This window comes from Massilia sp. Bi118 (assembly GCF_918697865.1).
GTDB lineage: Bacteria > Pseudomonadota > Gammaproteobacteria > Burkholderiales > Burkholderiaceae_D > Telluria.
Genome location: NZ_CAKKMV010000005.1, coordinates 315,086 through 341,007, shown reverse-complemented (window position 1 = coordinate 341,007; position 25,922 = coordinate 315,086). Strand labels below are relative to the sequence as shown.

Sequence of the window (25,922 nt, the reverse complement as noted above, 5' to 3'; positions counted from 1 at the left end):
CACCTCCACCACCACCGCCTTTACCGCCGCCACCGCCCTCACCACGGCCACGCGCGGCGCCGCCCTGGGTCCGGGTCGGGCCCTGCAGCGGAATCGCGACGTCTTTCGGCATCGGGCCCAGGTCCAGCGCCTCGCGGATGAAATCGCGCAGCGCAACCACCAGCTCCGCGGTGTGGATCGGGCGTCCGGCCGCCATGTCGCTGGCGGCCTGTCCGGCCAGCCGGCAGTGCTCCTCGGTGCCGAGCAGGAGGATGTCGGCCAGCGCCGCCTCGACGGCGTCGCGGATGCGGCGTGCGCGGTCGGAATTCACCCGCGCGTCCGCCGCCGCCGCCGGTGCGGTGTCGCCTGCCGGCGCCGGGGCCGGCGCGGTGCGCAGTTCGCGCAGGTGGGTCGGGTCGACGGTCAGCTCGCCGGTGAAGGAGCCGCCCAGGGTCTTGTAGGCCGCGATCAGGGTCCGCAGGCGCTCGTTGATCTGCCGGTTCATGCGCTCGCGCCGCTGCTGTATGGTCTGCATCATCAGCACACGGATGCCGACGCCGACCAGGGTCACGATGGCGAGGGAAATGAAGGTCGTCAGGACCGCATGCCAGGAGCTGAAATCCATCGCGCGCATCATCGCACCACCTGCAGTTTGACCTGCTTGCCCTCGCGGTAGGTATACAGCGTCAGCGCGGCGTCATGCAGGTCGCCGCTGGGGTCGAAGGCGATGTCGCCGGTGACGCCGTGGTATTTGATCTTGGCCAGCGCCGACAGGAACCTGGCCGGGTCGGTCGAATTCGCCTGCTGCATGGCTTGCGCGAACACCATGGTGGCGTCGTAGGCATAGGGGGCGTAGGTCTGCAGCGGGATCTTGAAGCGCTGGCGGTAGCGCTCGGCGAAGGCGGCCGCCGCCGCCTCTTCCTTTGCGCCGCTGACGCCGCCCGCTACCACGCAGATCACCTTGTCGCTGCCGAGCGCGTCGCCGGCCAGCTCCGGCAGCTTTTCCGAGCACACGCCGTCGCCCGACACGAGCCTGGCGCCGATGCCGAGCGCCTTCATCTGCTTGAGCATGGGACCGGCCACCGCGTCCATGCCGCCGTAGAAGATCACGTCCGGCTTGTGCGCGCGGATCTGGGTCAGGATGGCGTTGAAGTCGGTTGCCTTGTCGTTGGTGAACTGGCGGCTGACCAGCTGGGCGCCGCCCACCGCCTTCACGCCCTTGGTGAATTCGTCGGCCAGGCCCTGGCCGAAGGCGGTGCGGTCGTCGATCACCGCGATCTTCTTCGCGTGCAGGGTCTTGATCGAATACGCGGCCAGGGTCTTGCCCACCAGGCTGTCGCTGGCGACCACGCGGAAGGCCGTCTTGTAGCCCTGGCGCGTGTACAGCGGCGTGGTGGCGGCCGGCGAGATCTGCGGGATGCCGGCGTTGTTGTAGATCTTCGAGGCCGGCACCGTGGTGCCCGAATTCAGGTGGCCGATCACCGCCACCACGCCATTGTCGACCAGCTTCTGCGCCGCCGCCGTGCCCATCTTCGGATCGGCGCCGTCGTCCTCGGCCTGCAGCACGAAGCGGACTTTTTTACCGGCGATGCTGAGGCCCTTCGCGTTCAGGTCGTCGATCGCCATGCGCGTGCCGTTCTCGATGTCCTTGCCCTGGTGGGCGCCGGTGCCGGACAGCGGCGAGACGCTGCCGATCTTCACCGTCGTCTGGGCGGACGCCGAGGCAGCGGCAAGGGGAAGCAGGAAGGCGGCGAAGCTGGTGCGGCAATGCATGGGGTTCTCCGGTGACGATGCTTGTCCGATTGTAATGGCGCTGCGCCGCTGCACGGCAAACGCAACCGAAAGTCGCAAACACTCCTTGACTTTAGGGAAATGAAAACTAGGCTCCATGAAGCGGCCGCTTGCGGCATGGGCATCCGCGCTTGCCGTCGGGCGCCGCGCACAGGAGACGATCATGGACATAGAACAGAACAAGCAACTCGTCCTCGAAGGCTACCGGAAGTTCCAGTCCGGCGACATTGCCGGCCTGCTCGAACGCTTCCGCGACGATGCCGTGTGGACCAGCCCGGATTCGGAGTTCATTCCTTTCGCAGGCCACTTCCACGGCAAGCAGGGCATCGCGCAATTCTTCGCCAAGCTGAACGCCAACGTCCAGGCCACCAGTTTCAGCGTCAAGGAGCTGATCGCGGAAGGCGACAAAGTGGTTGCCATCGGCGACGGCAGCTGGCATGGCCACCTGACCGGACGCGATTACGATTTGCCATGGGTGCATGTGTTCACGCTGCGCGACGGCATGGTCGAACGCGTCGACTCCTACTACGACACGGCGCCTCCCGCAGCGGCGCTGCAAGCCCTGCGAACCGCCCAGGCGGAGCGCCCGGACCTGCGCCAGTAGCCTCGCCTTGCACTTGCCGCGCGTTCGTCCAGGCGGGCGCGTGGCATCATGTGTCCGTCATGCACGAGGAGCGGACGATGAAGATGCGCAAGAAGGCGGACTTGCCGCACAAGCTGTGCGCCCACTGCGCCCTGCCCTTCAGCTGGCGCAAGAAGTGGGAACGGGACTGGGACCAGGTCAAATACTGCTCGGAACGCTGCCGGCGCTCAACCAAGCCGGTGGAAAAAGGCTGAGCTGTCCAATAGGTTCAATCACTCACTACAGTGGAAAAGACAGCGTAAACACCGTCCGTCCCCCACCGCTCGTCACGCATACCTCGCCGCCGTGCAAATGCATGATCGCGCTGACGATGGACAGGCCGAGCCCGGTCGAGCCCTCGCCCTCGCGGCGAGCCGCATCCGCCCGGTAGAAGCGCTCGAACAGGTGCGGCAGGTGCTCGCGGCCGATGTCCGCGCCGCGGTTGGCGACGGCCAGAGTCACCCTGCCGCCCAGGTCCACGGCCTCCAGCTCGATGCTGGACCCCGGTTCGGCATGGCGCACCGCATTCGAGACCAGGTTGGCCAGCGCCCGGCGCAGCAGCGCGCTGTCGGCCGCCACCCAGGCTTCGCCCCTGCATTCGAAAACCAGGCCGCGCTCTTGCGCCATGCCTTCGTAAAAGTCGGCGACACGCGCCAGTTCCTCATGCGCCGCGACCCGCCGGCGCGCCAGCACGACCTCGCGCTGGTCGGCGCGGGCCAGGAACAGCATGCTCTCGATCATGCGCGCCAGCCGTTCCAGCTCCTCGATGTTCGAAGCCGTCAGCTGTTCGTAGTCGGCGACGGTGCGCGCATGGCCGAGCATCACCTGGCTCTGCCCGATCATGTTGGTGACCGGCGTGCGGAATTCGTGAGCCAGGTCGGCCGAGAAGCCGGCCAGGCGCGCGTAGCCTTCCTGCAGCCGGTCCAGCATCGCGTTGAAGGCGGCGATGAGGGGCAGCAGTTCCGAGGGCGCGCGGCCGGCGTCCAGGCGCGCCGACAGGGTGCCGGGACGCACCTGGCCGGCATGTGCGGCCACTTCACGCAGCGGCCGCAGGCCGGCGCGCAGCATCAGCGTGGCCAGCAAGGCCGCCAGCAGCGCATTGAAGGCCACGCCCCCGGCGATCCTGTGCCGGTAGCGCGCGAACGCCGCATCGCGCTCGCTGTACAGGCGTGCCACCACGACCGTCACGGCACTGCCGTCCAGGCGGGCCCTGGCGGCCGCCACCCTGCCGGGTGCGCCGTTGCGGCCTTGCCAGAAGCGGATCGCGTCCATGCCAGGCGCTGCGCTTGCCGCCGCCGGCAGGGGGTAGCGCTCGCCCGCGGAATTGAGATCCACCAGCACCGTACCGTCGGCCGCGACGATGCGCACCAGGGAATTCTCCTGGCCGCTCATGGTGTCGCGGAAGAATTCGGGCTGATCGCGCACCAGCTGGGCCGCGCCCGGCCGCCCGAGCAGGATCTGGACCTGGCGCAGCTTGCCGAGGAGCTGAATGTCGTCACGCCGCTCGATCTCGGCGACAAAGGCCTGGTACAGGTAAATGCCCAGGCCCGCGGCCGCCAGCATCACGATCGCGGCAAACGCGATCGTCACGCGCAGGGTCAGCGAGCGCCTCATGCGCCCGGGCCATCGAGGTCGCAGACATAGCCCATGCCGCGCCGCGTGTGGATCAGTTTTTGCGGATAGGGATCGTCGATCTTGCGGCGCAGCCGGCGTACGGCGGCGTCGATGACGTTGGTGTCGCTGTCGAAGTTCATGTCCCAGACCTGGGACGCGATCAAGGCACGCGACAATACCTGGCCGCGGCGCCGCGCCAGCAGGTGCAGCAACGCGAACTCCTGCGCAGTCAGCACGATCGTCCCGCCCGCGCGCCGCACGCGCCGGCGCAGCACGTCGATCTCCATGTCGCCGATGACGATGCGCTCGTCCTCGCGCACCGGGCCGCGCCGCAGCAGCGTGCGGATGCGCGCCACCAGTTCGACGAAGGCGAAGGGCTTCACCAGGTAGTCGTCGGCGCCCAGCTCGAGGCCGCGCACGCGGTCCTGTACTTCGTCGCGCGCGGTCAGGAACAGGACCGGGACCTGCTCGAGGGAGGGATCGGCGCGCAAGGCTTCGAGCACCTGCCAGCCGTCCATCCCCGGCAGCATGACGTCCAGCACCACGAGCTCCAGCTCCTCCTCGCGCGCGATCGCCATGCCGTCGCGGCCGTTGCGCGCGAGCCGGACCGCAAAGCCCGTTTCGCTCAGCCCACGCTGCAGGTAGTCGCCGGTCTTCGGCTCGTCTTCGATCACCAGGATGGTCATGGGCCCGCCACTGTAAAACGCCATTCTATGCCGGATGGCCTGGCCCGAACATGACAGGATTGTCATCTGGCGATCATGCTGGCGTCGCCGCGCGGATGCGAGGATGCGCTCTTCACGGACCTTTCGGATACCGCCATGCGCAAACCAGCACTCTTCCTTCTCGGCCTACTCATGACCGCCCCGCTGGCGCCAGTCCAGGCGCAGCTGCAACAGCAGCCCGACCTGAACCTCGACGCCGCCACCCGCCTGGCCGCGCGCGCCGTGGACGCTTGCCGGCGCCTTGGACGCCCGGTCGCCGTCGCCGTGCTCGATCGCGGCGCCAACGTCATCCTCCTGCAGCGCGCTGACGGTGTCGGACCGCACAACCTGGAAGCAAGCCGGCGCAAGGCCTACACGGCTCTGTCCACGCGCACCCAGACCCTGGACCTGTCGCGCAATGCGCAGGCCAACCCGGACGCGCGCAACCTGGCGACGCTCCCCGAGCTCTTGCTGCTGGGCGGCGGCGTGCCGCTGTCCGCGGGCGGCCAGCAGGTCGGCGCGATCGGCGTGGCAGGTGGCGGGGGCGCCGGCAACGACCACGCTTGCGCGCAGGCCGCCATCGCGGCCGTGCCGGAACTCGACCAACTTCCACAATAAAAGGACATCACATGCAAACCATCAAACGACTGCTGTTCGCCTGCACCCTGATCTCGGCCACGGCCCTGGCGACGCCGTCCCCGAACCCGCTCAGCGTGCACGTGCTGGATCTCCAGAACGGCCAGCCGGCGCCGGGCGTGCCGGTCACGCTCGAACAGCGCGCGGGCGAACAATGGCGCGAACTGGCTGCCGGCGTCACCGATGCGCAAGGCCGCATCCCCGCGCTCTACCCGGCCGGCAAACCGATGGCGGCAGGCGACTACCGGATCGTCTTCAAGACCGGCGAGCACTACGCGCGCCAGGGACAGAAGGTGTTCTTCGAGCAGATTCCGGTCGAGTTCAAGGTCGAGGCGCCGGTGCAGCCGCACTATCACGTGCCGCTCCTGCTCAGCCCCTACGGCTACTCGACCTATCGCGGCAACTGAAGCGGCCCGCATGGCTCTACAATATCCGCATTGCCGATATTGGAGACCGCCATGCCCCTGCCCCGCAGCCTCGCTTTTCTGAGCCTTCTCTCGCTGGGGGCGCAGGCTTCCGCGGCCACCACCATCCTCTTCATCGGCAACAGCTTCACCTACGGCGATCCGGCCGGCGCGGCGCCGCTGGTGCGCGAATACCGCCCCGACACGGTGACGGACCTGAACGGCACCCACCTCGGCGGCGTGCCTGCCCTGTTCAAGGCGTTTACCGTGCAGGCCGGCCTGGACTACGAAGTCAGCCTCGAGACCTCGCCCGGCAAGGGCGTCGACTGGCATTACGAGAACAGGCTGGGCACCATCGCCAAACCCTTCGACAAGGTGGTCCTGCAGAGCTACAGCACGATGGACGGCGCCCATCCCGGCGATCCGGCCACGCTGGTGAAGTATGCCGGCCTGCTGGCCCAGGCTTTCCACGACAAGAATCCGAAGGTGGACGTGCGCCTGGCCGCGACCTGGTCGCGCGCCGACCAGACCTATAAACAGGGCGGCGCCTGGTACGGCCAGCCGATTGACAAAATGGCGCTGGACGTGCGCGCCGGCTACGACAAGGCGAAGCAGGCATCCGATCTGGTCAAAGGTGTGATCCCTGTCGGCCAGGCCTGGAACCGCGCCTTCGCCAGCGGCCTGGCGGACGACAATCCCTACGACGGCAAGGTCACCGGCATCAACCTGTGGGCGCCGGATTCGTACCACGGCAGCGTCTACGGCTATTACCTCGAGGCCTTGACCATCTTCGGCAACATCACCGGACACGATCCGCGCTCGCTGGGAGCAAAGGAGCAGGTGGCGAAGGAGCTGGGGATCGGCGCGGACACTGCCGTCGCCCTGCAGAAGGTCGCGGCTGAGCAGCTGAAGGATTTGTGACTCGCAATCACAAATAAACAACAAGCGTGACAATTCGCGTTTTTGTACAGATTTCCTTTCAGTAATATTTACGTTTTTTACTGGAAACGATCATGCGCAAACTCCTGCTTGCAACCCTGGTGTGCCTGGCGCTGGGCAGCGCAGGCGCCGCGCCCGGCAATGATGCAGCGGCCCAGCAACAGGCCCAGCAGCAGTCCGAGCAACAGCTGGTCTCCTCCTTCCAGCCCCAGGAAGGCAAGGTCACCCTGCCGGGCAATATCGCGACCCTGGACCTGCCGGCGAATTTCCGCTACCTGAGCGTGGCCGACTCCGCGCGCCTGCTGGAAGCCTGGGGCAACCCGCCGGGCGCCGAGACCCTGGGCATGATCGTGCCGGCCGGCGTGAATCCGATGTCGAACGAGAGCTGGGGCGTGGTCATCACCTATGACAAGGACGGCCACGTCAAGGACGACGATGCCGACGGCATCGACTACGGCAAGCTGCTGAAGGACATGCAGGAAGGCCTCGCCGAGAGCAACGCCGAGCGCAAGAAGCAGGGCTACCGCGCCATGACCCTGGTCGGCTGGGCCGAGACGCCGCACTACGACAAGGCCGCCCACAAGCTGTACTGGGCCAAGGAACTGCAGAGCGAAGGCGAGGCGCACCACGGCCTGAACTACAACATCCGCGTGCTGGGCCGCGAAGGCGTGCTGGTGCTGAACGCCGTGGCCAGCATCGACCAGCTCGGCCAGATCAAGAGCGAGATGCAGAAGGTCACCGCCTTCACCAACTTCACGGCCGGCAACCGCTACGAGGACTTCAACGGCAGCACCGACAAGGTGGCGGAATACGGCATCGCCGCGCTGGTCGCGGGCGGCGTCGCGGCCAAGCTGGGCTTCTTCGGCAAGCTGTTCGCCCTGCTGCTGGCGTTCAAGAAGCTGATCATCGTCGGCGTTGCCGCGGTGGGTTCGGGCATCTGGAAGTTCTTCAAGCGCGAGAAGAAGATAGCGCCGCCGCCGGTGCATTTCGAAGACCCCACGGCCGCGACTGAATCCGACAAAGTCGACCTGAGCAAACGATAATGGCCTACCCGCAGATCAAGGCGGCGCTGAGTGGCGACCATGGGCGGCCGCCGGCGTACTAACAGGTGCCGCAGGAGGCACGGGTGAATTATGCGGTGATGTATCTGGGGCTGGCGGCGTTTTTGGCGGTCATGCGTTATGACTTGCATGAGATGCTCGGCCGCTAAAACGTCGTTCCCGCGGAAGCGGGAACCCATACTGAGCGTCTTTAGCCTACTCAGCATGGATCCCCGCTTTCGCGGGGATGACGGTTTCTGAGCTAACGATTTACCAGAAAATCACACGCTCTTCCGGCGCCAGGTACATCTTGTCGCCCGGCTTGACGTCGAAGGCTTCGTAATAGCCCGGGTGGTTGCGCAGGCTGCCGTTCACGCGGAACTCGGCCGGCGAGTGCGGATCCGATTTCACTTGCGCGATCAGCGCGGCGTCGCGCGCCTTGCCGCGGCGGGCCTGGGCCAGGCCCATGAAGATGCGCTGCTCGGCGGTGTAGCCGTCGATGACCGGCGCCGGCTTGCCCTTCAGCGAGATCTTGTAGGCGCGGCTGGCCATGATGGCGCCGGCGTTGTCGGCGATGTTCTCGCCCAGCGTCAGTTCGCCGTTCAGGTGATAGCCGTCCACCGGGCTGTAGCCTTCGTACTGCTTGACCAGCACCTTGCCCTTGGCCGCGAACTTCTCGCCGTCTTCCTTGGTCCACCAGTTGCGCAGGTTGCCGTCGCCGTCGTACTGCGAGCCCTGGTCGTCGAAGGCGTGGCTGATCTCGTGGCCGATCGAGATGCCGACCGCGCCGTAGTTGATCGCCGGCTCGGCGTCCGCGTCGTAGAGCGGCGACTGCAGGCGCGCGGCCGGGAACACGACCTCGTTCATCTCCGGGCTGTAGTAGGCGTTCACGGTCTGCGGGGTCATGTGCCATTCGCTGCGGTCGACCGGCTTGCCCAGCTTGTTCACGCCGTACAGGTGGCCGAATTCGCGGGTGCGCATCACGTTGCCGACCAGGTCGTCGCGCTTGACGGCCAGCGAGGAATAATCGCGCCACTTGTCCGGGTAGCCGACCTTCACCGAGATCTTCGCCAGCTTGGCCTGCGCCTGCTTCTTGGTCTCCGGGCTCATCCAGTCCAGGGTCTCGATGCGCTCTTTATAGGCAAGCAGGAAGTTGTGCACCATCTCCTCGACCTGCTGCTTGCGCTCGGCCGGGAAGTAGTTCTGCACGTAGACCTTGCCGACCACTTCGCCCAGGTCGCGGTTGACTTCGGCGATCGCGCGCTTCTCCAGCGGACGGTTCACCTTGGCGCCGCTCAGCACGCCGCCGCGGAAGGCGAAGCTCTCGTCGACGAAGGGCTGCGACAGGTAAGGCGCGTAGGCGCTGATCAGGCGGAAGGCGAAGTAGGACTTCCAGGTATCGACCGGGGTCGCGGCGATGATCTTGTCGAGGCCCTGGAAATACGAGGGCTGGCTGACGATCACTTCCTTGGCCTTGGCCGCAACGCCGCAATCCTTCAGGTAAGTCGCCCAGTCGAAGCCCGGCGCCAGCTTGTCCAGATCCGCCGCCTTCATCTTGTTGTAGCCCTTGACCGGGTCGCGGTTCTCGACGGCGCTCCACTGCGCCTTGGCGATTTCCGTTTCCAGCGCCAGGATGGCCTGCGCTTCGCTGGCGGCGTCCTTGTGGCCGGCCAGGCCCAGCATCTTCTCGATGTGGGCCAGGTACTTGGCGCGGGTGTCCTTCAGGCGGGCGTCGTCCTGCAGGTAGAAGTCGCGGTTGGGCATGCCGAGGCCGGACTGCGAGATGTCGACGATGTAGCGGGTCGAATCCTTGTTGTCCTGGTGGACGCCCATGTTGACCGGCGAGCCGGCGCCGATGCGCTCGAAGCGCGCGGCGATCTTGGCCAGCGCCTTCTTGTCCTTCAGCGCGGCGATCTTCGCGAGCTCACCCTTCAGCGGGGCCAGGCCGAGCTGGTTGCGGCGGGCTTCGTCGATGTAGCTGGCGTAGAAATCGCCCATCTTCTGGGTATCCGAGCCGGCCTTGGTGTTCTTGTCCTGCGAGGCCTTTTCGATCAGGGTGCGGATCTGGGTTTCGACGCCGTCGGCGGCGATGTTGAAGGCGCCCCAGCTCGAGCGGTCGTTCGGGATGTCGACGTCCTTCAGCCACTTGCCTTGCGAGTAGCGGAAGAAATCGTCCTGCGGGCGTACCGCGGCGTCCAGCGCGCCGGCGTCGACGCCGGAACGGGCATTCGCTGCAGCCGCGCTCGATGCGGCGGAAGGTGCGTCCGCTGCCGGGTGGGCGGCGGGTGCGCCGGCGTGGGCAAAGCCGGCGAACAGGCCCGCGATCAGGGCGCTGCACAGGGTACGCTTCATGTTGTTGTCTCCATGGTGAATCGGATAAATCGGACCTTTGATCCTAATTTAATCTTTGCCCGATGCCAAGGTTTCGCCCCGGTTTTTGGGTATGCATGTGTTGCGTTCCGGACGGTCCTGCTTGATATCGCCGGTTGCCGGCCCCATCATCCGCTGCATGCCCGCATTTCACCGCGCATTCGCGCTCTCCTTTACGGTCGCGCTCGCCTGCGCCGCCGTGGCCACGCCGCCCGTCTTCGCACGCCAGAATGGCCAGGCGCGCGACGAACTCGCCGACCTGATCAACGCCTACCGCAGCGCCCCCGGCAGCTGCGCGGGCCGCGCCGCCCTCCCTGCCGCGCCGCTGGCCAAGGAGCCGGCCCTGGCCAGGCTGCGCGTCGGCGCTGGCACCTTCCTGGAACCGGCGTTGAAAAAAGCCGGCTATCCGGCCGACCTGGCCGAGATGATCTCGGTGACGGGGCCGAACGATGCGCAGGCGGCGATGGCGGCGATCCGCGACAGGCACTGCGGCCGCCTGCTGAGCGGGGAATTCGCGGCGGTCGGCACGGCGCGCTTCGGCAACGAGTGGCAGATCATCCTGGCGCACCCGATGGTTTATCCCACCCTGCCCGATCCGGCGCAGCTGAGCGAGGAACTGCTGGCCCGCGTCAACGAAGCGCGCGCCGTGCCGCGCAGCTGCGGCGCCCAGGCCTTTGGCGCCGCGCCGCCCCTGAGCTGGAACGAAGCGCTGGCCCAGGCCGCGCTCGGCCACAGCCAGGACATGGCCACCAAGCGCTATCACGCCCACAAGGAACCAGGCGGCAGCGAACCGCCCGAGCGCGCCACCCGCGCCGGCTACCGCTGGACCCGCGTCGGCGAAAACATCGCCTCGGGCCAGCAATCGGTGTCACAGGTGGTGAGCGACTGGCTGGGCAGCCCCGGTCACTGCGCCAACATCATGAATCCGGCGTTTACGGAAATGGGCGCGGCGTATGCGGTCAATCCTTCAAACGAAAACCGCACCCCGTACTGGACGCAGATGTTCGGCCGTCCGTAACAGGCTTGTTATTATTTTCAGCTATCGTCCTCATTGGAACAATTGAATAGCGCGCTATTTAATTTCGCGCTATGATTCTTTCCATCGACACACCACTCACACGAAAGGGTAAGACCATGACCACCAAGCTCGACAAAGTCCTGTACACCGCAAAAGCGCACACCACCGGCGGCCGCGACGGCCGTTCGACCACCGACGACAACCTGCTGGACGTGCGCCTGGCGCCGCCGAAGGAAATGGGCGGCAAGGGTGACGCGACCAATCCTGAGCAGCTGTTCGCCGCCGGTTACTCGGCCTGCTTCATGGGCGCGATGAAATTCGTCGCCGGCCAGAAGAAAATCGCGGTGCCGGCCGATGCGGCCATCGACGCCAGCGTCTCGATCGGCCCGATCCCGGCCGGTTTCGGCCTGGCCGTGGAACTGGCGGTCAGCCTGCCGGGCATGGACCGCGCCGCCGCACAGGAACTGGTCGAGGCCGCGCACGGTGTCTGCCCGTACTCGAACGCAACCCGCGGCAACATCGACGTGACCCTGACCCTGGTATAAGCGTTTTCCGCCGTCATCCCCGCGAAGGCGGGGATCCAAGTTTGTTCGCGTTTCGATAGCTCAAGCAGAACTTGGAGGGAATGACGTGTTCAAGCCGCTTCAGGAAACGGCACTCGGTCCACCGCCCGCACCAGGGCGTCGTAACAGTCCGGATCGAGTGCCGACCCCACCGTTTTCTGCATCATCTCCAGCGCCTGCGGAATCGGAATCGCGCCGCGATAAGGGCGCGTTGCCGTGATCGCGTCGAAGATGTCGGCCGTGGTGATGATGCGCGTCTCGATCCGGATGTCGTCCGCCGCCAGGCCGCGCGGATAGCCGCTGCCGTCCAGGCGTTCGTGGTGCGCGCCGGCGATCGCCGCCAGCTCACGGAAGGCGCCGATGCGGCCCAGGATGGTCTCCGTGTAGGCCGCATGCAGCTTGACGGCGTCCCACTCGGCGCGGTCGAGCGCGCCCGCCTTGTCCAGCACGCTGTTGCTGACGCCCAGCTTGCCGACGTCGTGCAGCAGCGCCCCGCGCTTGAGCCAGCGCCGCCGGTCCATGGACAGCCCAAGCGATTCGCCGATCATGTCCGTGTACAGCGCCACCCGTGCGCTGTGGCCGCTGGTGTAGGGGCTCTTGGCGTCGACCACCTGGCCAAAGGCGGTGGCGATGTCGTCGAGATAATCGTCGTCCAGCACCTGCTGCTGTCCTGCCCCGGCCGGTTGCAGGGCCGTGATCGCCGCGTCGATGTCCACCGAGCCCAGCGTCGTCCAGAATGCCTCCGACTGCGCCACCTGTTCAAAGGCCTGGACCAGTAGAGGGTCGAACCATTGCCCGGCCCGGATCCGCGCTTCCTTCAGCGCGCCGGCACGCCCGCTCTCGGTATGGAACACATCGATCACCTGCGCCAGCAAGGCAATGCGCGAATACAGCGGAATCGACTCGCCCGCCAGCCGCGCCGGCTTGCCATTGCCGTTGAAATGCTCGTCCAGCGAATAAATCCCTTCCGCTACTGCTTCCGGAAAACGCAGCAGCCGCGCGATGTCGGCGCCGCGCTGGCAGCGGGTAGCGACCAGCTCGCGCGCGATTTCCGGCCCGTCACGCAGGATCGTCATCACGCTGCGGAAGCGCTCGGCCAATCCGGCTTTCAATCCGGTGTGTTTGAGCACGAAGCCCAGCACTTGCGGCAGGCTGTCGCCGACCGTCTTGTAGTCGCGCTTGAAGTCGAGGTCGTCGGTCAGGTAGAGCTCGCAGATGCGGGCGGCATTGCTGCTGCAGCCCAGATCCTTCAGCAGCAAAGTGTAGTAAAGCTCCCACAAAGCTTCCTGGTCCATGCCGGCCTGGTGTCCGATGTGCATGCCGATCCAGCAAGCGCGCACGCAATGGCCGGGCGGCTGGCCCTCAGTGATATCGAGGGCGTAGCTGAGAGAAGCGATCAATTCCGACAGTTTCAGCTCGGCGGCAGGGAGAAATTCGGCTTTCATAAGGGAGGCGGCTTGGGTTCCAGGAAAAATTTGATGATTTCTGGAAATAGAGTACGCCTGCTGCCGAGAAAGCTCTACATTTATTTTTACTATGGAATGAATAGGAATAGATAGTTTGCGCAAATCATATAGCAGACTTAACATGGCTTCAGATCAAACAAAACTATCGAATAATAAAATTCGATAGCCAATAACCTGAACAAGAAAGCTGCCATGACCGACCTCACCACCGCTTCCGGCATCCCCGTCGCCGACAACCAGAACTCGATCACCGCCGGCCCGCGCGGCCCGGTCCTGCTGCAGGACTTCCACCTGATCGAAAAACTCCAGCACTTCAACCGCGAGCGCATCCCCGAGCGCGTGGTCCACGCGAAAGGCTCGGGCGCCTTCGGCACGTTCACCGTCACCCACGACATCACGAAATACACCAAAGCCAAGCTGTTCGGCCAGGTCGGCAAGCGGACCGACACCTTCCTGCGCTTCTCCACCGTCGGCGGCGAAAAGGGCTCGGCCGACACCGAGCGCGATCCACGCGGCTTCGCGCTGCGCTTCTACACCGAGGAAGGCAACTGGGACCTGGTCGGCAACAACACCCCGACCTTCTTCCTGAAGGACGGCATCAAGTTCCCCGACTTCATCCATACCCAGAAGCGCGATCCGCAGACGAACCTGAAATCGGCGCAGATGGTGTGGGACTTCTGGAGCAAAGCGCCGGAAAGCCTACACCAGGTGACGATTTTGTTCTCGGATCGTGGCATCCCGGACGGCTACCGCCACATGGATGGCTTTGGCAGCCACACCTATAGCCTCATCAACGAGGACGGCAAGCAGCATTGGGTCAAATGGCACTTCAAGACCCTGCAGGGCATTAAAAACCTGAGCGCGGCGGACGCGGTGCGCCTGGCCGGCACCGATCCGGACTACGCCCAGCGCGACCTGTTCAATGCGATTGCGCAAGGCGACTACCCGCGCTGGAGCGTCGAGATCCAGGTGATGGACGAGGAACAGCGCGCCGCCTGGGAAGCGCGCACCGGCTGGGATGCGTTCGACTTGACCAAGGTATGGCCGCAGGGCGACTTCCCGCGCATCAAGGTCGGCATCCTTGAACTGAACCGCAACCCGGACAACTACCATCTAGATGTCGAGCAGGCCGCGCTGTCGCCGTCCAACATCGTGCCGGGCATGGGCTACAGTCCGGACAAGATGCTGCAGGCGCGCCTGTTCGCCTACCACGACGCCCAGCTCTACCGCGTCGGCACCAACCACCAGCACTTGCCGGTGAACCGTCCGCGCTGCCCTTTCCACAACCAGCAGCGCGACGGCGCGATGGCGATCGTCAACGGCGGCGCAGCCGCCAACTATGATCCTGTGCGCAGCGGTGGACCTGCCGCGGGCGGTTTCGGCCACGGCGATGCCGGCTGGCAGCTCGAGGGCGCCGCGGGCCGCTACGACACTCGCGCCACCGACGACCATTTCACGCAAGCCGGCAATCTGTTCCGCCTGCTGGATGAGGAAGGCAGGCGCAATCTGGTCGCCAACATCGCCGGCTCGCTGAGCCAGGCCGATGCAGTGACCCAGGACCGCCAGATCGCGCATTTCCTGCGTGCCGATCCGGCGTATGGGCATGGGGTGGCGGAAGCGATTTACGCGTTGGCCAGTAAAGCCTGACATCAGGCGCTGCAGCAATGAAACCGGGATGCTCGGCCCATCCCGCTTTGTGTGATATTCCCTTAAGAAATATCACACAAAATCACCTAACTCATTCTTTTAAAAGAACTTCTGGACTGTACTGACGAGCTAAGCCATAGTTTGGTTTTATAAAAAATATAACTTAATCATGGCCATGAGCTCAGCAGATACCACCGCCCCGGTCGTCGTCGCCTTCCCGCCCTATGGCCAGCCGGCCGCCGGCGACCTCGTGTTCACCTTCAGCGAGGAGATCCAGGCCGGCAGCGGACTACTGACGCTGAGCGATTACCGGAGCGGCCAGGTCCTGCTGAGTATCGGCGTCACCGACGCTGCCGTCCGCATCGCCGGCAACACCCTGACCCTGCACCTGGCGCAGCCGCTGGACTTTGCGACCATGTATTCGCTGAAGCTGGACAGCGGCCTGGTCAAGGACCTGGCCGGCAATGCCTACGCTGCAAACCCCTGGCCCTTCGTCTTCGAGTCCGGCCTCAGCCCGGTGGCCGTGGACCTTACCGGCACCAGCGGGCCGGACAAGCTGCACGGCAGCGACCTGGCCGACACCCTGTCCGGCGGCGCCGGTAACGATTCCCTGTACGGCCACGGCGGCAACGACCTGCTGAACGGCGGCGACGAAGACGAGACGCTCGACATCGGCGACTGGCTCGACGGCGGCGGCGGCAACGACACCCTGAATGGCGGTAGCGGCAGCAACTGGTTGGCCGGCGGCGATGGCGACGACCAGCTATTCGGCGGCAAGCATGTCGACCGCCTCAACGGCGGCGCGGGCAACGACCTGCTCGATGGCGGCGAGGGCAACGATTACCTGACCGATTACGAGGGGATGAATGTGCTGCGCGGCGGCGCCGGCGACGATCACCTGGTCTCCGCCGACCCCTACGACGATGCTTCCGCCGGCAGCGGCACCCTGGACGGCGGCGCGGGCAACGACTGGTTGGCCGGCACCGACGCGGTGGACTTCATCGGCGGCACGGGCAACGACACGATCTCAATCTACATCCGCGAGATCGGCGCACCGGTTTCGCATGTCAGCGGCGGCGATGGCGACGACCGCATCGCCCTGTTCCATGACGCCGGTACCAACGGCCATGTGCAGGTCGCCGGCGGGGACGGCGCCGACACCTATGCGCTGCAGCCGAACCTCGGCCTGCCTTCGCTGACCGCCCGCGTCGACATCACCGACTTCAAGGCCGGCGCCGGCGGCGACCTGATCGACCTTGGCGCCCTGCTGGGCTTTAACTATCGCGGCAACCCCTTCGGCAACGGCGACCTGCGCCTGGTGGCCGGCGACGGCGAAACCCTGCTGCAGTCGCGCATCTCTTCCCCCTCTTCCGGCTACCTGACGGTGCTGCACCTGGCCGGCGTGCAGCCGGCCCAGCTCACCGGCGCCAATTTCACCGGAGGGATCGATCCAGCGGGATCCCCGGCCGGCCTGACGATCGTCGGCACCGGCCTGGCGGACATCCTGAACGGCATGCAGGCGGACGACACCATCAGCGGCCTGGGCGGCGACGACACCCTGAACGGCGGCCTCGGCAACGACGTGCTCGAGGGCGGCGAGGGCAAGGATGAACTGTGGGGCGGCGATGGCGACGACAGCCTTTCCGGCGGCAACGGCAACGACAAGCTGTCCGACAACGCCGGCAACAACACGCTGGATGGCGGCGACGGCGACGATGCGCTCGGCTCCACCTCCGCCGGCAACAACCTGCTGCGCGGCGGCGCCGGCGACGACAACCTGGGCGGCGGCGCCGGCAACGACACGCTCGACGGCGGCATCGGCCAGGATACGATCAGCGTCATGGACGCCGCCGGCCTGCCGGCGCACGCCGTACTGGCGCAGGGCGGCGACGGCAAGGACACGCTGATATTCCGGAACAGCTCGGCCGAGGTCACGGCCAGCGGCGGCAATGACGCCGATACCTTCGTGCTGCAAAACGGCCTGACCGGCAAGAGCGTCACCATTACCGACTTTTCCGCCGCGGACGGCGACCGCCTCGACCTGCAGCTCCTGCTGCCTTACGACCTGAGCGGCAATCCCTTCGGCGCCCTCGGCTACCTGAAGGCGGAGCAGGCCGGCGCCGACACCCGCATCTACGTCGACCGCGATGGCGCCGCCGGCAACGTCACCAGCCCGGTCCTGCTGGTGACCTTGAAAGGCGTCAACCTGGCATCCCTGCCGGCCGCGGCCTTCATCGGCGGCTACGATCCCTCGGGCACGAACAAAGGCCTGGTCCTGACCGGCGGCGCCGGCAACGACACCCTGACCGGCGGCGGCCTGGACGACACCCTCAGCGGCGGCAGCGGCGGCGCCGACCGCCTCGATGGCGGCCCGGGCGACGACCTGCTGGACGGCGGCGACGAGCAGAACGCCTTCGGCAATGGCGATACGCTGCAGGGCGGCCTCGGCAACGATATCCTGAAAGGCATGGGAGGCAACGACCTCCTGCAAGGCGATGAAGGCAATGACACGCTGGATGGCGGCGCCGGCAACGATGCGCTGTACGGCGGCGCCGGCAACGACATCCTCGACGGCTTCGACGGCAATGACACCCTGGTCGACAGCGAAGGCAACAACGTCCTGCGCGGCGGCGCGGGCAACGACAGCATCTACGCCGCCCAGCTCTCCTTCCCGCATGCCGGCTCCGGCGCCACGGTCGACGGCGGCGCCGGCGACGACAACATCACTGTCGGCCGCAGCGACAGCACAGTCGCCGGCGGCGCCGGCAACGACATCATCAACATCGAACTGGGCTACGACAGCAGCTACCGGCACGAAATCGACGCCGGCGACGGCGACGACACGATCGTGCTGCGCGCCGGCGGTCCGGGCAGCCAGGACAGCGTCAGCGCGAGCGGCGGCGCGGGCATCGACACCTTCCGCTACGACCGGATTACCTCCCCGCCGGCCGGCCTGCTGACGATCCGCGATTTCAAGGCCGGCCCAGGCGGCGACATCCTCGACGTGGTGTCGATGCTGAAGGCGCTCCCGGAAACCAACCCCTTCGGCCCTCAGACCTTGCTGCGCCTGGTCCAGGACGGCAGCAATACCCTGCTCCAGCTGGACGAGGACGGGCCGGCAGGCAGCGGCGGCTTCAGGACCCTCGTCATCCTGCAAGGGGTGACGGCCGGCACGCTGACGGTCGATAACTTCCCGCTCGGCATCCGGCCGGACGGCTCGCAGACCGGCTTCCACCTGGTCGGCACCGACGGCCGCGACACCCTGAACGGCGGCCTGCTCGACGACACCCTCGAAGGCGGCGCCGGCGACGATTTCCTGAGGAGCGGCTATGGCCACAACCTCCTCGAAGGGAATGCCGGCAACGACTGGCTCGAAGGGGAAAGCGGCCACGATACCCTGTCCGGTGGCGACGGCAGCGACCGGCTGTTCGTGCAAAACGGCGCCAACACCCTGCTCGGCGGCGCCGGGGACGACAACCTGAGCGCCGGCTTCGGCGCCAACATGCTGGATGGCGGCGAGGGCAACGACTACCTGGACGCCAGCGGCGAATCGACGCTGACCGGCGGTCTTGGCGACGATACCCTCTACCACCTCGGCAAGGGCATGCTCGACGGCGGCGACGGCGACGACCGAATCTTCGCCCGCACCGCCAGCTCGAGCGCCATCGACACCTCCTCGGACGGTACGCTGCGGATCGCCGGCGGCGCCGGCAAGGATTTCATACAGATCGCACTGGAGCCGGCGTCGAACACCCAGGTCACGGTCAGCGGCGGCAGCGGCAGCGATACCTTCAGCGTGGTGCAGGCTTCGTCTCGGATCGCCATCACCGTCACCGATTTCCAGGCCGGCAAGGGCGGCGACCTGATCGACCTGGCCGGCATCGTCCCCATCGACACCCGCACGCCCTTCGGTCCCCGGGGCCGGGTACAGCTGGTCCAGCGCGGCGCCGACACGGTGGTGCAGGTGGATCCCGACGGCGCCGGCGGCGAGGGCTACGCCGACGTGCTGGTGCTGAAGAACGTCGACAAAGCGCTGCTCGGACCGGACAATTTCTGGAACGGTTTCAATCCCGACGGCTCGAACACGGGCCTGGCGCTGGCCGGCAGCGGCGGCGCGGACACGCTGCGCGGCGGCTACCTCGACGACACCCTGGAGGGCGGCGGCGGCAACGACTTCATCCGCGGCAGCTACGGCAACGACGTCATCGATGGCGGCGACGGCGACGACGAAATCGCTGGCGACCTCGAATTCGACAGCGCGACGGCGAATCCGGCCGGGCACGACAAGCTGCTGGGCGGCGCCGGCAACGACCTGCTGACCAGCTGGAGCGGCAACGATACGCTCGATGGCGGGGCCGGCAACGACCGGCTGGTGATCGGCATCTACGACCAGTCGCCCGCCGCCGGCGCGAACATGGTGCACGCCAGCGGCGGCAACGGCGACGACCGCTTCGAGGTCACCCTGTCTTCCGAATCGCCGGGCAACGCGGAACTCAGCGGCGGCAGCGGCCGGGATACGTATGCCATCATGGCGCGCAATGCCATCGGCAGCATCACGATCACCGACTTCCAGGCCGGCGACGGCGGCGACGCGCTCGACCTGCTGCAAAGCGGCGACTGGGCCGGCCTCACGCCCTATGCCGGCGGCTACTACCGGGTCGTGCAGCGCGGCGCGGACGCGGTGTTCCAGTACAACGCCAAGGGCGCCTCGGGCGCCGGCGCCTGGTACGACATCGTCGTCCTGAAGAATGTCGACAAGGCTTCCCTGACGACCGACAACACCGGCGGCTGGCCGTCGGACGGCGCGGTCGTCGGCCGGGTCATGGAGGGCACGCCGCTGGCCGACACCCTGAACGGCTCCCAGCTGGGCGACACCATCCGCGGCGGCGACGGCAACGACAGCCTGTTCGGCGGCAACGGCGACGATACGCTCGTGGGCGGCAATGGCGACGACCTGCTCGACGCCGGCAGCGGCGGCGGCCTGCTGCAGGGCGGCAGCGGCAAGGACCACCTGATCGTCTACAACGGCAACAGCACGCTCGAGGGCGGCGACGGCGACGACCTGCTGGAGCTGTCGGGGAACAGCTACCCCGACAGGATCACGGCCGTCCTGCGCGGCGATGCCGGCAGCGACACCTTCGCCGTCCACGCCGTGCTGGCGCCAGACAGCCAGGTCACGGCCTATGGCGGCGCCGGACAGGACATCTTCCACGTCCTGACGCCTTATACCGTCGCCGACTTCCAGGCCGGCGCGGGCGGCGACCTGATCGACCTCGCCGAACGGCTCGATCCGGCGGCGCCGGCCAGCAATCCCTTCACCACCGGCTACCTGCGGCTGCTGCAGTCGGGCGGCGATACGCTGCTGCAGTTCGACATGGACACGTCCCCGGGCACCACGTTTTACGTCACCGCGCTGACGCTGCAGAACGTGCAGGCATCCACGCTCACCGCCGACAACTTCCTCCAGCACTTCAGTCCGGCGCCGACGACACCGCCGCCGGTGGTCGTCCCGCCGCCGGTGGTCGCGCCGCCTGTCGTCGTCATCCCGCCGCCGCCGGCGCCTGTCCCCGGCGTGGTCAGCATCGGCGGCGACGGCGGCGACACGCTCCCCGGCAGCATCTACGACGACAAGCTTGACGGCGGCGCCGGCGACGACATCCTGTTCGGCGCCGCGGGCACCGACCTGTTGATCGGCGGTAGCGGCAAGGATGTGGCCCTCTACAGCGGCAAATTCGAGAATTACAAGATCACCCACGACGCCACCGGCTGGCACGTCAGCGACCGGCGCAGCACTTACGATGCCGACGGAAACGACACCCTGCAGGGCGTGGAAACGCTGAAATTTACCGACCAGGTGGTGGCGCTCGACGTGCCGGTCGACGCGCTCGAGTCCCAGGCCTACCGCCTGTACCGCGCCGCCTTCGACCGCGATCCGGATCCGGGCGGCCTCGGCTACTGGATCATGCGCCTGGAACAGGGCGCCTCGCTGCGCGACGTCGCCGACGGCTTCGCGCATTCGCAGGAATTCGTCGACCTGTACGGCAGCGCGGCCAGCAATGCCGACATCGTCAACCGCCTGTACCACAACATCCTGCATCGCGATCCCGATCCGGGCGGGTACGCCTACTGGCTCGGCATCCTCGACAACAAACAGGCGCCGCTGAACTTCGTGCTGGCTTTCTTCAGCGAGAGCAAAGAGAACATCGAGGCGGTGGCGGAAGTGGTCGGCAGCAGCGGGATCGCCTATACGCCCTCGCCCGGCTGAGGCGTCTCAGTCCGCCTCAGTTTTCATATTGCGCCAGCCAGGGCACGATGAGCGCGGCCAGCCGCTGCGGCGCCTCGATCGGGATCATGTGCCCGGTGTCCTCGACGATCTCGAGCGTGGCGCCGGGGATCCCGGCCTGCAGTTCGCGCGCTTCCTCGAGGCTGCGCAGCTGGTCCTGGGCGGCCGCCACCACCAGGGTCGGGCAGCGGATGGCCTGCAGGCGATCGAGGTCGCCGGGCCGCTCCAGCAGCGACTGGCGGCGGAACACCTCGCCGCCCAGCCGCATGCCCATCGCCCTCACCCGTTCGATCAGCGCCTCGTTGTTGCGCTCCTTCGGGTGCAGCGAGGAAGCCACCGCGATGCGGCTCAGGCCACTGAAGGCGATCGAGGGCGCCGCATTGCTGCCGACCGCTCCCTTGCGCTGGCGCAGCGCCGGCGTATCGGGACGGGTCGAGGTGGCGACCAGCACCAGCGCGCGCACGCGTTCCGGCGCCAGGCGGGCGATCTCGCGCGCGACGTAGCCGCCCATCGAAAACCCGATCAACATGAACGAAGGCGGCGCCGCATCCAGCGCGCGGCGCGCCATCGCCGCGATCGAGCTGTCGTGGCGCAGGTCGGCGTAATGCAGGGGACCGAAGGGCGCCAGCGGCGCCTCGAGCGCCGACCACAGGGTTTCATCGGCCATGAAGCCGGGGACGAGAAGTAGAGCCATATTTTTATCGTAACAGAAACTAAATATTACCAAACGGTATATATTATTCGTTTTGGGTAACGTTTCCATTGTTGCGCCAGCGCATGGCGGCGAGGTACGGCCCATCCTTAAATTGACTATTCCCTCTCTACAAGGAAACGAAGTGTTCACTACCCTCACTGCCAGCGTACGGAACCAGTTGCGGTTCGCGTTCGCCATCGTGATCATCCTCTCCTTCGTGTCGACCGCGGTCGCCATCTGGCGCCTGCAGGTCCTGTCGAACGACACCAACGAACTGACCCACCGCCCGCTGGCGAAGGAGCGCCTGGTGTCGAGCTGGCTGCTGAACATCTCGACCTCGTCGAAGCGCACCGCGGCCCTCGCCCGCGCCTCCGACGCCGAGCTGGCGAAGTTTTTCGCCGACGAAACCATACAACAGTCGAAGCGCACCACCGAGCTGCAGAAACAGGTAGGCGACATGCTCGACACGGCCGAAGAAAAAACCCTGTTCGCGCAGATCGCCGAAGCGCGCCAGCAATACATCACGTCGCGCGACCGCGTGATGGCCTTGAAAGCCGACGGCAAGACGGATGAAGCGCGTGCGCTATACGAACAGTCCTTCGCCGGCATCATGGATCGCTACATCGACAAGGTGAAGGAACTCCAGGCGCTGCAGCAGAAATCGATCAACGCGCGCACCGAGGTGGTGCTGGACAGCGCCCACCAGAGCTCCACCGTGCTGGTCTGCCTGTGCCTGGCCACGCTGATCTTCAGCATCGGCGCCGCGCACCGCTTCGCGCGCGCCCTGTTCCGCCGCCTCGGCGGCGAACCGGCGCTGGCCGCTGCGGTGGCCAGCGAGATCGCGGCCGGCAACCTGCGCGTCGACGTGAAGGTGGCCGACGGCGACCAGGCCAGCCTGATGGCCGCCCTCAAGCGCATGCGCGACAGCCTGGCCGGCATCGTCGGCGAAGTCCGCCAGGGCACCACGGCCATCGGCGAATCGATCTCGGAAATGTCCAGCGAAGCGCAGGAACTGTCGCGCCGCACCGAAAGCCAGGCCGCGGCGCTCGAAGAAACCGCCTCCTCGATCGAGCAGCTGACCCAGGGCATCCAGCACAGCACGGACAACGCCGAACAGGCGAACGAGCTGGCCGCAAAGGCTTCCCAGGTGGCCCAGCAAGGCGGCGCAATGGTCAGCCAGCTGGTCGAGACCATGGGCGCGATCAACGAGTCCTCCTCGCGCATCGCCGACATCATCGGCGTCATCGACGGCATCGCCTTCCAGACCAATATCCTGGCCCTGAACGCGGCGGTCGAAGCGGCGCGCGCCGGCGAGCAGGGGCGCGGCTTTGCGGTGGTAGCCGGCGAAGTGCGCGCCCTGGCCCAGCGCTCGGCCGCGGCAGCCAAGGAGATCAAGGCCCTGATCGACGATTCGACCGGCCGCGTGACGGAAGGATCGACCCTGGCCGGCAAGGCCGGCGAGACCATGAAGGGCATCGTCGCCGGCATCGACCGCGTCAGCGGCATCATGAACGACATCGTCGCCTCCAGCCGCGAGCAGGCCAGCGGCATCGCCCAGGTCAACCAGGCGATCACGCAGATGGACGGCGCGACCCAGCAGAACGCGGCGCTGGTCGAGGAGTCGGCGGCGGCCACGCTCGCGATGCAGGAGCAGTCGCACAAGCTGAAGGAGCTGGTGTCCGTGTTCCAGGTGGACGTGGCGGCGCGTGCGCCGGCTGCGGCGGCATCGGCGCGCCCCGCCCTGCCGGCCAAGAAGCCGGCGGCGCCGGCGGCCGCGCAGCCGGCTGCCGCACGCGCCGCGCGCAAGGCCGCGCCAGCCATGCCGGCCAAGCCTGCCGCCGTCGCCGAGGACTGGGAAGAGTTCTGAGCCGGTGCTTGCCTCGCTGGGGGATTCCATGTCAGCATGACGGCGACATCGACAAGGAGCAGCAATGAATCTTCCCAGCCATCAGCTCAGCATGACGGTGCTGATGACCCCGGACACTGCCAACTTTTCGGGCAACGTCCACGGCGGCCACATCCTCAAGCTGCTCGACCAGGTCGCCTACGCCTGCGCCAGCCGCTACGCCGGCGCCTACGTGGTGACGATGAGCGTCGACCAGGTCACCTTCCGCCAGCCCATCCACGTGGGCGAGCTGGTGACCTTCCTGGCGGCGGTCAACTACACCGGCCGCAGCTCGATGGAAATCGGCATCAAGGTGCTGGCCGAGAGCATCCGCACCCAGGAAGTGCGCCACGTGAACAGCTGCTTCTTCACCATGGTGGCGGTCGGCGACGACAAGAAGCCGGTGCCGGTGCCGCCTTTGCAACCGTCCACGCCGGACGAGATGCGCCGTTTCCAGGAGGCCGAGGGCCGCAAGGAAGCCCGCCTGGCGCTGGACCGGCAGCACCAGAAACGCTGAGACTTCCGCTCGGCGCTAGCGGTGTGCTACAATTCGCCGCCTTGGCCTGGTAGCTCAGTTGGTAGAGCAGAGGATTGAAAATCCTTGTGTCGGTGGTTCGATTCCGCCCCGGGCCACCAAGAATTCAGCAGTTCATATCAAAACGCCAACCCATGCAGGTTGGCGTTTTTGCTTATCAGCCTCAATCCTTCCTTTCCTTGAATTCACCTTCGATCACATCGTCATCGATGCTTTGGGGACGGTTTTGTCCAGCGAAATTGAAGACGGACGAACGTACCCGATCGAACATGGTTCGCCTCAACCAGGGGAAGGTCAGAACAAAAGCCGCAGCGAAACCTGCGAACGCTGCGGGCACATAGTCGCCCCGGGACAAGAAGTGCAGCAAGCAGAGTGCGAGCAAGCTGGCCATCACTGGACGACGGACGGGCTTGGGTAATAGACCGACGATACGTAACTTACCCTTGCTAGCCCACGGAAATCTTGCAAAAAGAGCCCCCAGAAGCAGACCCGCCATGCCACGGCCTGTGCCGAGATAATCGGCCAGCACCCCGACGACAAGGTAAGCGCTGTAGGACAGCGTTCCGGCCAGGGCGACCAGCACACATAGTGCGAGCGCGAGCGTCAGCTTTGGCATACGCATCGCCGCGGTGAGCAAAAATCTCAGGATTTGTGTTCTCCTTCCAGGTGTTTCATCAAGGTTTCGCCGCCGCCAGCGCCTGCGCGATCCAGCTGTCGAACAGCTGCTGATGGTATTGGATCCAGCCTGCCGTATGGCGCGCAATATCGGCCTGCGTGTTTTCGCCAGCCCGCATGCGCTCGTTTTGCGCATTGATGTCGGCAATCGGCAGGCGCATGACTTCAAACAGTTTGACGGCCGCCGGATTTCGGTCGGCCCAGGCGCGATTCACGACGATACGCGTCGTGTTGACGGAAAATCCGTAATCGCTGCCATCGTCGAGACGGGTATTGGCCTTTTGCGGATTCGACGAGAACGGCACCTGCAGCCAGACCACGTCCCTGCCCGGCGCCAGCACCCCGCTTACCCAATAAGGCGTCCAGGTGTAGTACAGAATGGGTTCGCCGCGCCGGTAGCGGCCGATGGTATCGGCGATCAGTGCGGCATAGCTGCCCTGCACATGCCTGACCGTGGCACGCAATTGGTAGGCGTCCATGTGATTTTCGATCATCGCCTCGCAGCCCCAGCCCGGATTGCAACCGGTCAGGTCGGCCTTGCCATCGCCGTCATGGTCGAACAGCTTCGCCAGCGCCGGATCGCGCAACTGGCCGATATTGGTGATGTGGTACTTCTCGGCCGTTGCCTTGTCGATCAAATAGCCTTGCGCGGCCGGACCGGCATAGTCGCCGGTGCGCAGCAGTTTGGCGTCGCCGCCGGCATTGTTGTAATAGTCCTGGTGCAAAGGGTCCCAATGCACCGCGAGGAAGGTCGCGTCGCCGTTGGCAATGGCGATGTGCGCGGTCGGATAGTCGACCTCCTTGATCGGCTGCGGCTCGTAGCCCAGTTTTTCCAGGGCGCTGTCGACCAGCATGGTCTGGAAGGTCTCTTCGGCGATCGGGCTTTGCAGCGCCTGCACCTTGATGCCCTTGCCGGGCAGGCCGGCGTCCGGCGTTTGCGCCATGGCCAGGCTGGTGGTCAAGGCGAGCGCGGCAATCGCCAGGGCCGAGAACCATTTGAATCTGCGCTGCGTTTTGTACGTGGCCTCGAAGTTCTCAATACGTTGCATCAGGATCC

The 25,922-nt window shown here is 66.2% G+C and carries 21 protein-coding genes and 1 tRNA gene; 13 read left to right on the top strand and 9 right to left on the bottom strand.

Annotated features, from left to right (window positions below; genetic code table 11):
• Both LQV39_RS10145 and LQV39_RS10140 read right to left on the bottom strand, forming a co-directional pair.
• Positions 1 to 613: hypothetical protein (locus LQV39_RS10145; protein WP_230024965.1), on the bottom strand; the 613-nt coding region annotated here is incomplete at its 3' end.
• Positions 613 to 1,830 carry a branched-chain amino acid ABC transporter substrate-binding protein gene (locus tag LQV39_RS10140; protein ID WP_374199420.1) on the bottom strand — a complete coding sequence of 406 codons (1,218 nt, stop codon included), beginning with the start codon at positions 1,828 to 1,830 and terminating at the stop codon, positions 613 to 615. The genes LQV39_RS10140 and LQV39_RS10145, both read right to left, overlap by 1 nt.
• A gap of 103 nt (positions 1,831 to 1,933) precedes the next feature.
• On the opposite strand from LQV39_RS10140, the gene LQV39_RS10135 reads away from it, so the two are divergent.
• Together LQV39_RS10135 and LQV39_RS10130 are read left to right on the top strand one after the other, a co-directional pair.
• Positions 1,934 to 2,374, top strand: a complete 441-nt coding sequence (locus tag LQV39_RS10135; RefSeq protein WP_230024961.1) for a nuclear transport factor 2 family protein — start codon at positions 1,934 to 1,936, stop codon at positions 2,372 to 2,374.
• A 77-nt stretch (positions 2,375 to 2,451) separates the two neighbouring features.
• On the top strand, positions 2,452 to 2,607 hold the full coding sequence (locus tag LQV39_RS10130; RefSeq protein ID WP_230024959.1) for a DUF2256 domain-containing protein: 156 nt from the start codon (positions 2,452 to 2,454) through the stop codon (positions 2,605 to 2,607).
• A gap of 25 nt (positions 2,608 to 2,632) precedes the next feature.
• Here LQV39_RS10130 and LQV39_RS10125 read toward each other — a convergent pair whose 3' ends face one another.
• Both LQV39_RS10125 and LQV39_RS10120 read right to left on the bottom strand, forming a co-directional pair.
• Positions 2,633 to 4,006: a heavy metal sensor histidine kinase gene (locus tag LQV39_RS10125; RefSeq protein ID WP_230024957.1), complete on the bottom strand. Its 1,374-nt coding sequence runs from the start codon at positions 4,004 to 4,006 to the stop codon at positions 2,633 to 2,635.
• The gene (locus LQV39_RS10120; protein WP_230024955.1) at positions 4,003 to 4,692 is read right to left on the bottom strand and encodes a heavy metal response regulator transcription factor; all 690 of its coding nucleotides are present in this window, start codon (positions 4,690 to 4,692) and stop codon (positions 4,003 to 4,005) included. The genes LQV39_RS10125 and LQV39_RS10120 overlap by 4 nt, the downstream gene beginning before the upstream one ends.
• Before the next feature lie 135 nt (positions 4,693 to 4,827).
• Here LQV39_RS10120 and LQV39_RS10115 point away from each other — a divergent pair, with 135 nt between their 5' ends.
• From LQV39_RS10115 to LQV39_RS10100, 4 genes are all read left to right on the top strand, one after another.
• The gene (locus LQV39_RS10115; protein WP_230024953.1) at positions 4,828 to 5,328 is read left to right on the top strand and encodes a heme-binding protein; all 501 of its coding nucleotides are present in this window, start codon (positions 4,828 to 4,830) and stop codon (positions 5,326 to 5,328) included.
• Between the two features lie 11 nt (positions 5,329 to 5,339).
• Positions 5,340 to 5,753, top strand: coding sequence for a hydroxyisourate hydrolase (gene uraH / locus LQV39_RS10110; protein WP_230024951.1), 414 nt, complete (start codon positions 5,340 to 5,342; stop codon positions 5,751 to 5,753).
• Positions 5,754 to 5,804: 51 nt separating this feature from the next.
• Positions 5,805 to 6,671 carry a DUF4886 domain-containing protein gene (locus LQV39_RS10105; protein WP_230024949.1) on the top strand — a complete coding sequence of 289 codons (867 nt, stop codon included), beginning with the start codon at positions 5,805 to 5,807 and terminating at the stop codon, positions 6,669 to 6,671.
• A 92-nt stretch (positions 6,672 to 6,763) separates the two neighbouring features.
• Positions 6,764 to 7,732: a DUF2167 domain-containing protein gene (locus tag LQV39_RS10100; RefSeq protein WP_230024947.1), complete on the top strand. Its 969-nt coding sequence runs from the start codon at positions 6,764 to 6,766 to the stop codon at positions 7,730 to 7,732.
• Between the two features lie 267 nt (positions 7,733 to 7,999).
• On the opposite strand, the gene LQV39_RS10095 is transcribed toward LQV39_RS10100, so the two are convergent.
• Positions 8,000 to 10,081: a M13 family metallopeptidase gene (locus LQV39_RS10095; protein WP_230024944.1), complete on the bottom strand. Its 2,082-nt coding sequence runs from the start codon at positions 10,079 to 10,081 to the stop codon at positions 8,000 to 8,002.
• Positions 10,082 to 10,238: 157 nt separating this feature from the next.
• Here LQV39_RS10095 and LQV39_RS10090 point away from each other — a divergent pair, with 157 nt between their 5' ends.
• Together LQV39_RS10090 and LQV39_RS10085 are read left to right on the top strand one after the other, a co-directional pair.
• On the top strand, positions 10,239 to 11,117 hold the full coding sequence (locus tag LQV39_RS10090) for a CAP domain-containing protein (protein ID WP_230024943.1): 879 nt from the start codon (positions 10,239 to 10,241) through the stop codon (positions 11,115 to 11,117).
• Between the two features lie 116 nt (positions 11,118 to 11,233).
• Entirely contained in the window at positions 11,234 to 11,662 is a 429-nt protein-coding gene (locus tag LQV39_RS10085) for an organic hydroperoxide resistance protein (protein ID WP_230024942.1), read from the top strand.
• 89 nt (positions 11,663 to 11,751) lie between these two features.
• Here the strand turns inward: LQV39_RS10085 and LQV39_RS10080 are convergent, their stop codons facing one another.
• Positions 11,752 to 13,125: an HD-GYP domain-containing protein gene (locus LQV39_RS10080; protein ID WP_230024940.1), complete on the bottom strand. Its 1,374-nt coding sequence runs from the start codon at positions 13,123 to 13,125 to the stop codon at positions 11,752 to 11,754.
• Between the two features lie 213 nt (positions 13,126 to 13,338).
• On the opposite strand from LQV39_RS10080, the gene LQV39_RS10075 reads away from it, so the two are divergent.
• Complete coding sequence (locus LQV39_RS10075) at positions 13,339 to 14,793, top strand: catalase (protein WP_230024938.1); 1,455 nt, start codon at positions 13,339 to 13,341, stop codon at positions 14,791 to 14,793.
• A gap of 175 nt (positions 14,794 to 14,968) precedes the next feature.
• Positions 14,969 to 21,058, top strand: coding sequence for a type I secretion C-terminal target domain-containing protein (locus LQV39_RS10070; RefSeq protein ID WP_230024936.1), 6,090 nt, complete (start codon positions 14,969 to 14,971; stop codon positions 21,056 to 21,058).
• A 16-nt stretch (positions 21,059 to 21,074) separates the two neighbouring features.
• Here the strand turns inward: LQV39_RS10070 and LQV39_RS10065 are convergent, their stop codons facing one another.
• A complete protein-coding gene (locus tag LQV39_RS10065; RefSeq protein ID WP_230024934.1) occupies positions 21,075 to 21,770 on the bottom strand; it encodes an alpha/beta fold hydrolase in 696 nt (231 codons plus the stop codon).
• A gap of 142 nt (positions 21,771 to 21,912) precedes the next feature.
• Between LQV39_RS10065 and LQV39_RS26370 the strand changes: the two genes are divergently transcribed.
• From LQV39_RS26370 to LQV39_RS10045, 3 genes are all read left to right on the top strand, one after another.
• The gene (locus LQV39_RS26370; RefSeq protein ID WP_290368570.1) at positions 21,913 to 23,637 is read left to right on the top strand and encodes a methyl-accepting chemotaxis protein; all 1,725 of its coding nucleotides are present in this window, start codon (positions 21,913 to 21,915) and stop codon (positions 23,635 to 23,637) included.
• Between the two features lie 64 nt (positions 23,638 to 23,701).
• On the top strand, positions 23,702 to 24,172 hold the full coding sequence (locus tag LQV39_RS10050) for an acyl-CoA thioesterase (protein ID WP_230024932.1): 471 nt from the start codon (positions 23,702 to 23,704) through the stop codon (positions 24,170 to 24,172).
• Positions 24,173 to 24,215: 43 nt separating this feature from the next.
• Positions 24,216 to 24,291: transfer RNA gene (locus LQV39_RS10045), tRNA-Phe, on the top strand.
• Between the two features lie 62 nt (positions 24,292 to 24,353).
• Here LQV39_RS10045 and LQV39_RS10040 read toward each other — a convergent pair.
• Both LQV39_RS10040 and proX read right to left on the bottom strand, forming a co-directional pair.
• Positions 24,354 to 24,806, bottom strand: coding sequence for a hypothetical protein (locus LQV39_RS10040; protein WP_230024930.1), 453 nt, complete (start codon positions 24,804 to 24,806; stop codon positions 24,354 to 24,356).
• Between the two features lie 58 nt (positions 24,807 to 24,864).
• Positions 24,865 to 25,914, bottom strand: coding sequence for a glycine betaine/L-proline ABC transporter substrate-binding protein ProX (gene proX / locus LQV39_RS10035; RefSeq protein WP_230024928.1), 1,050 nt, complete (start codon positions 25,912 to 25,914; stop codon positions 24,865 to 24,867).
• Between the last annotated feature and the right edge of the window lie 8 nt (positions 25,915 to 25,922).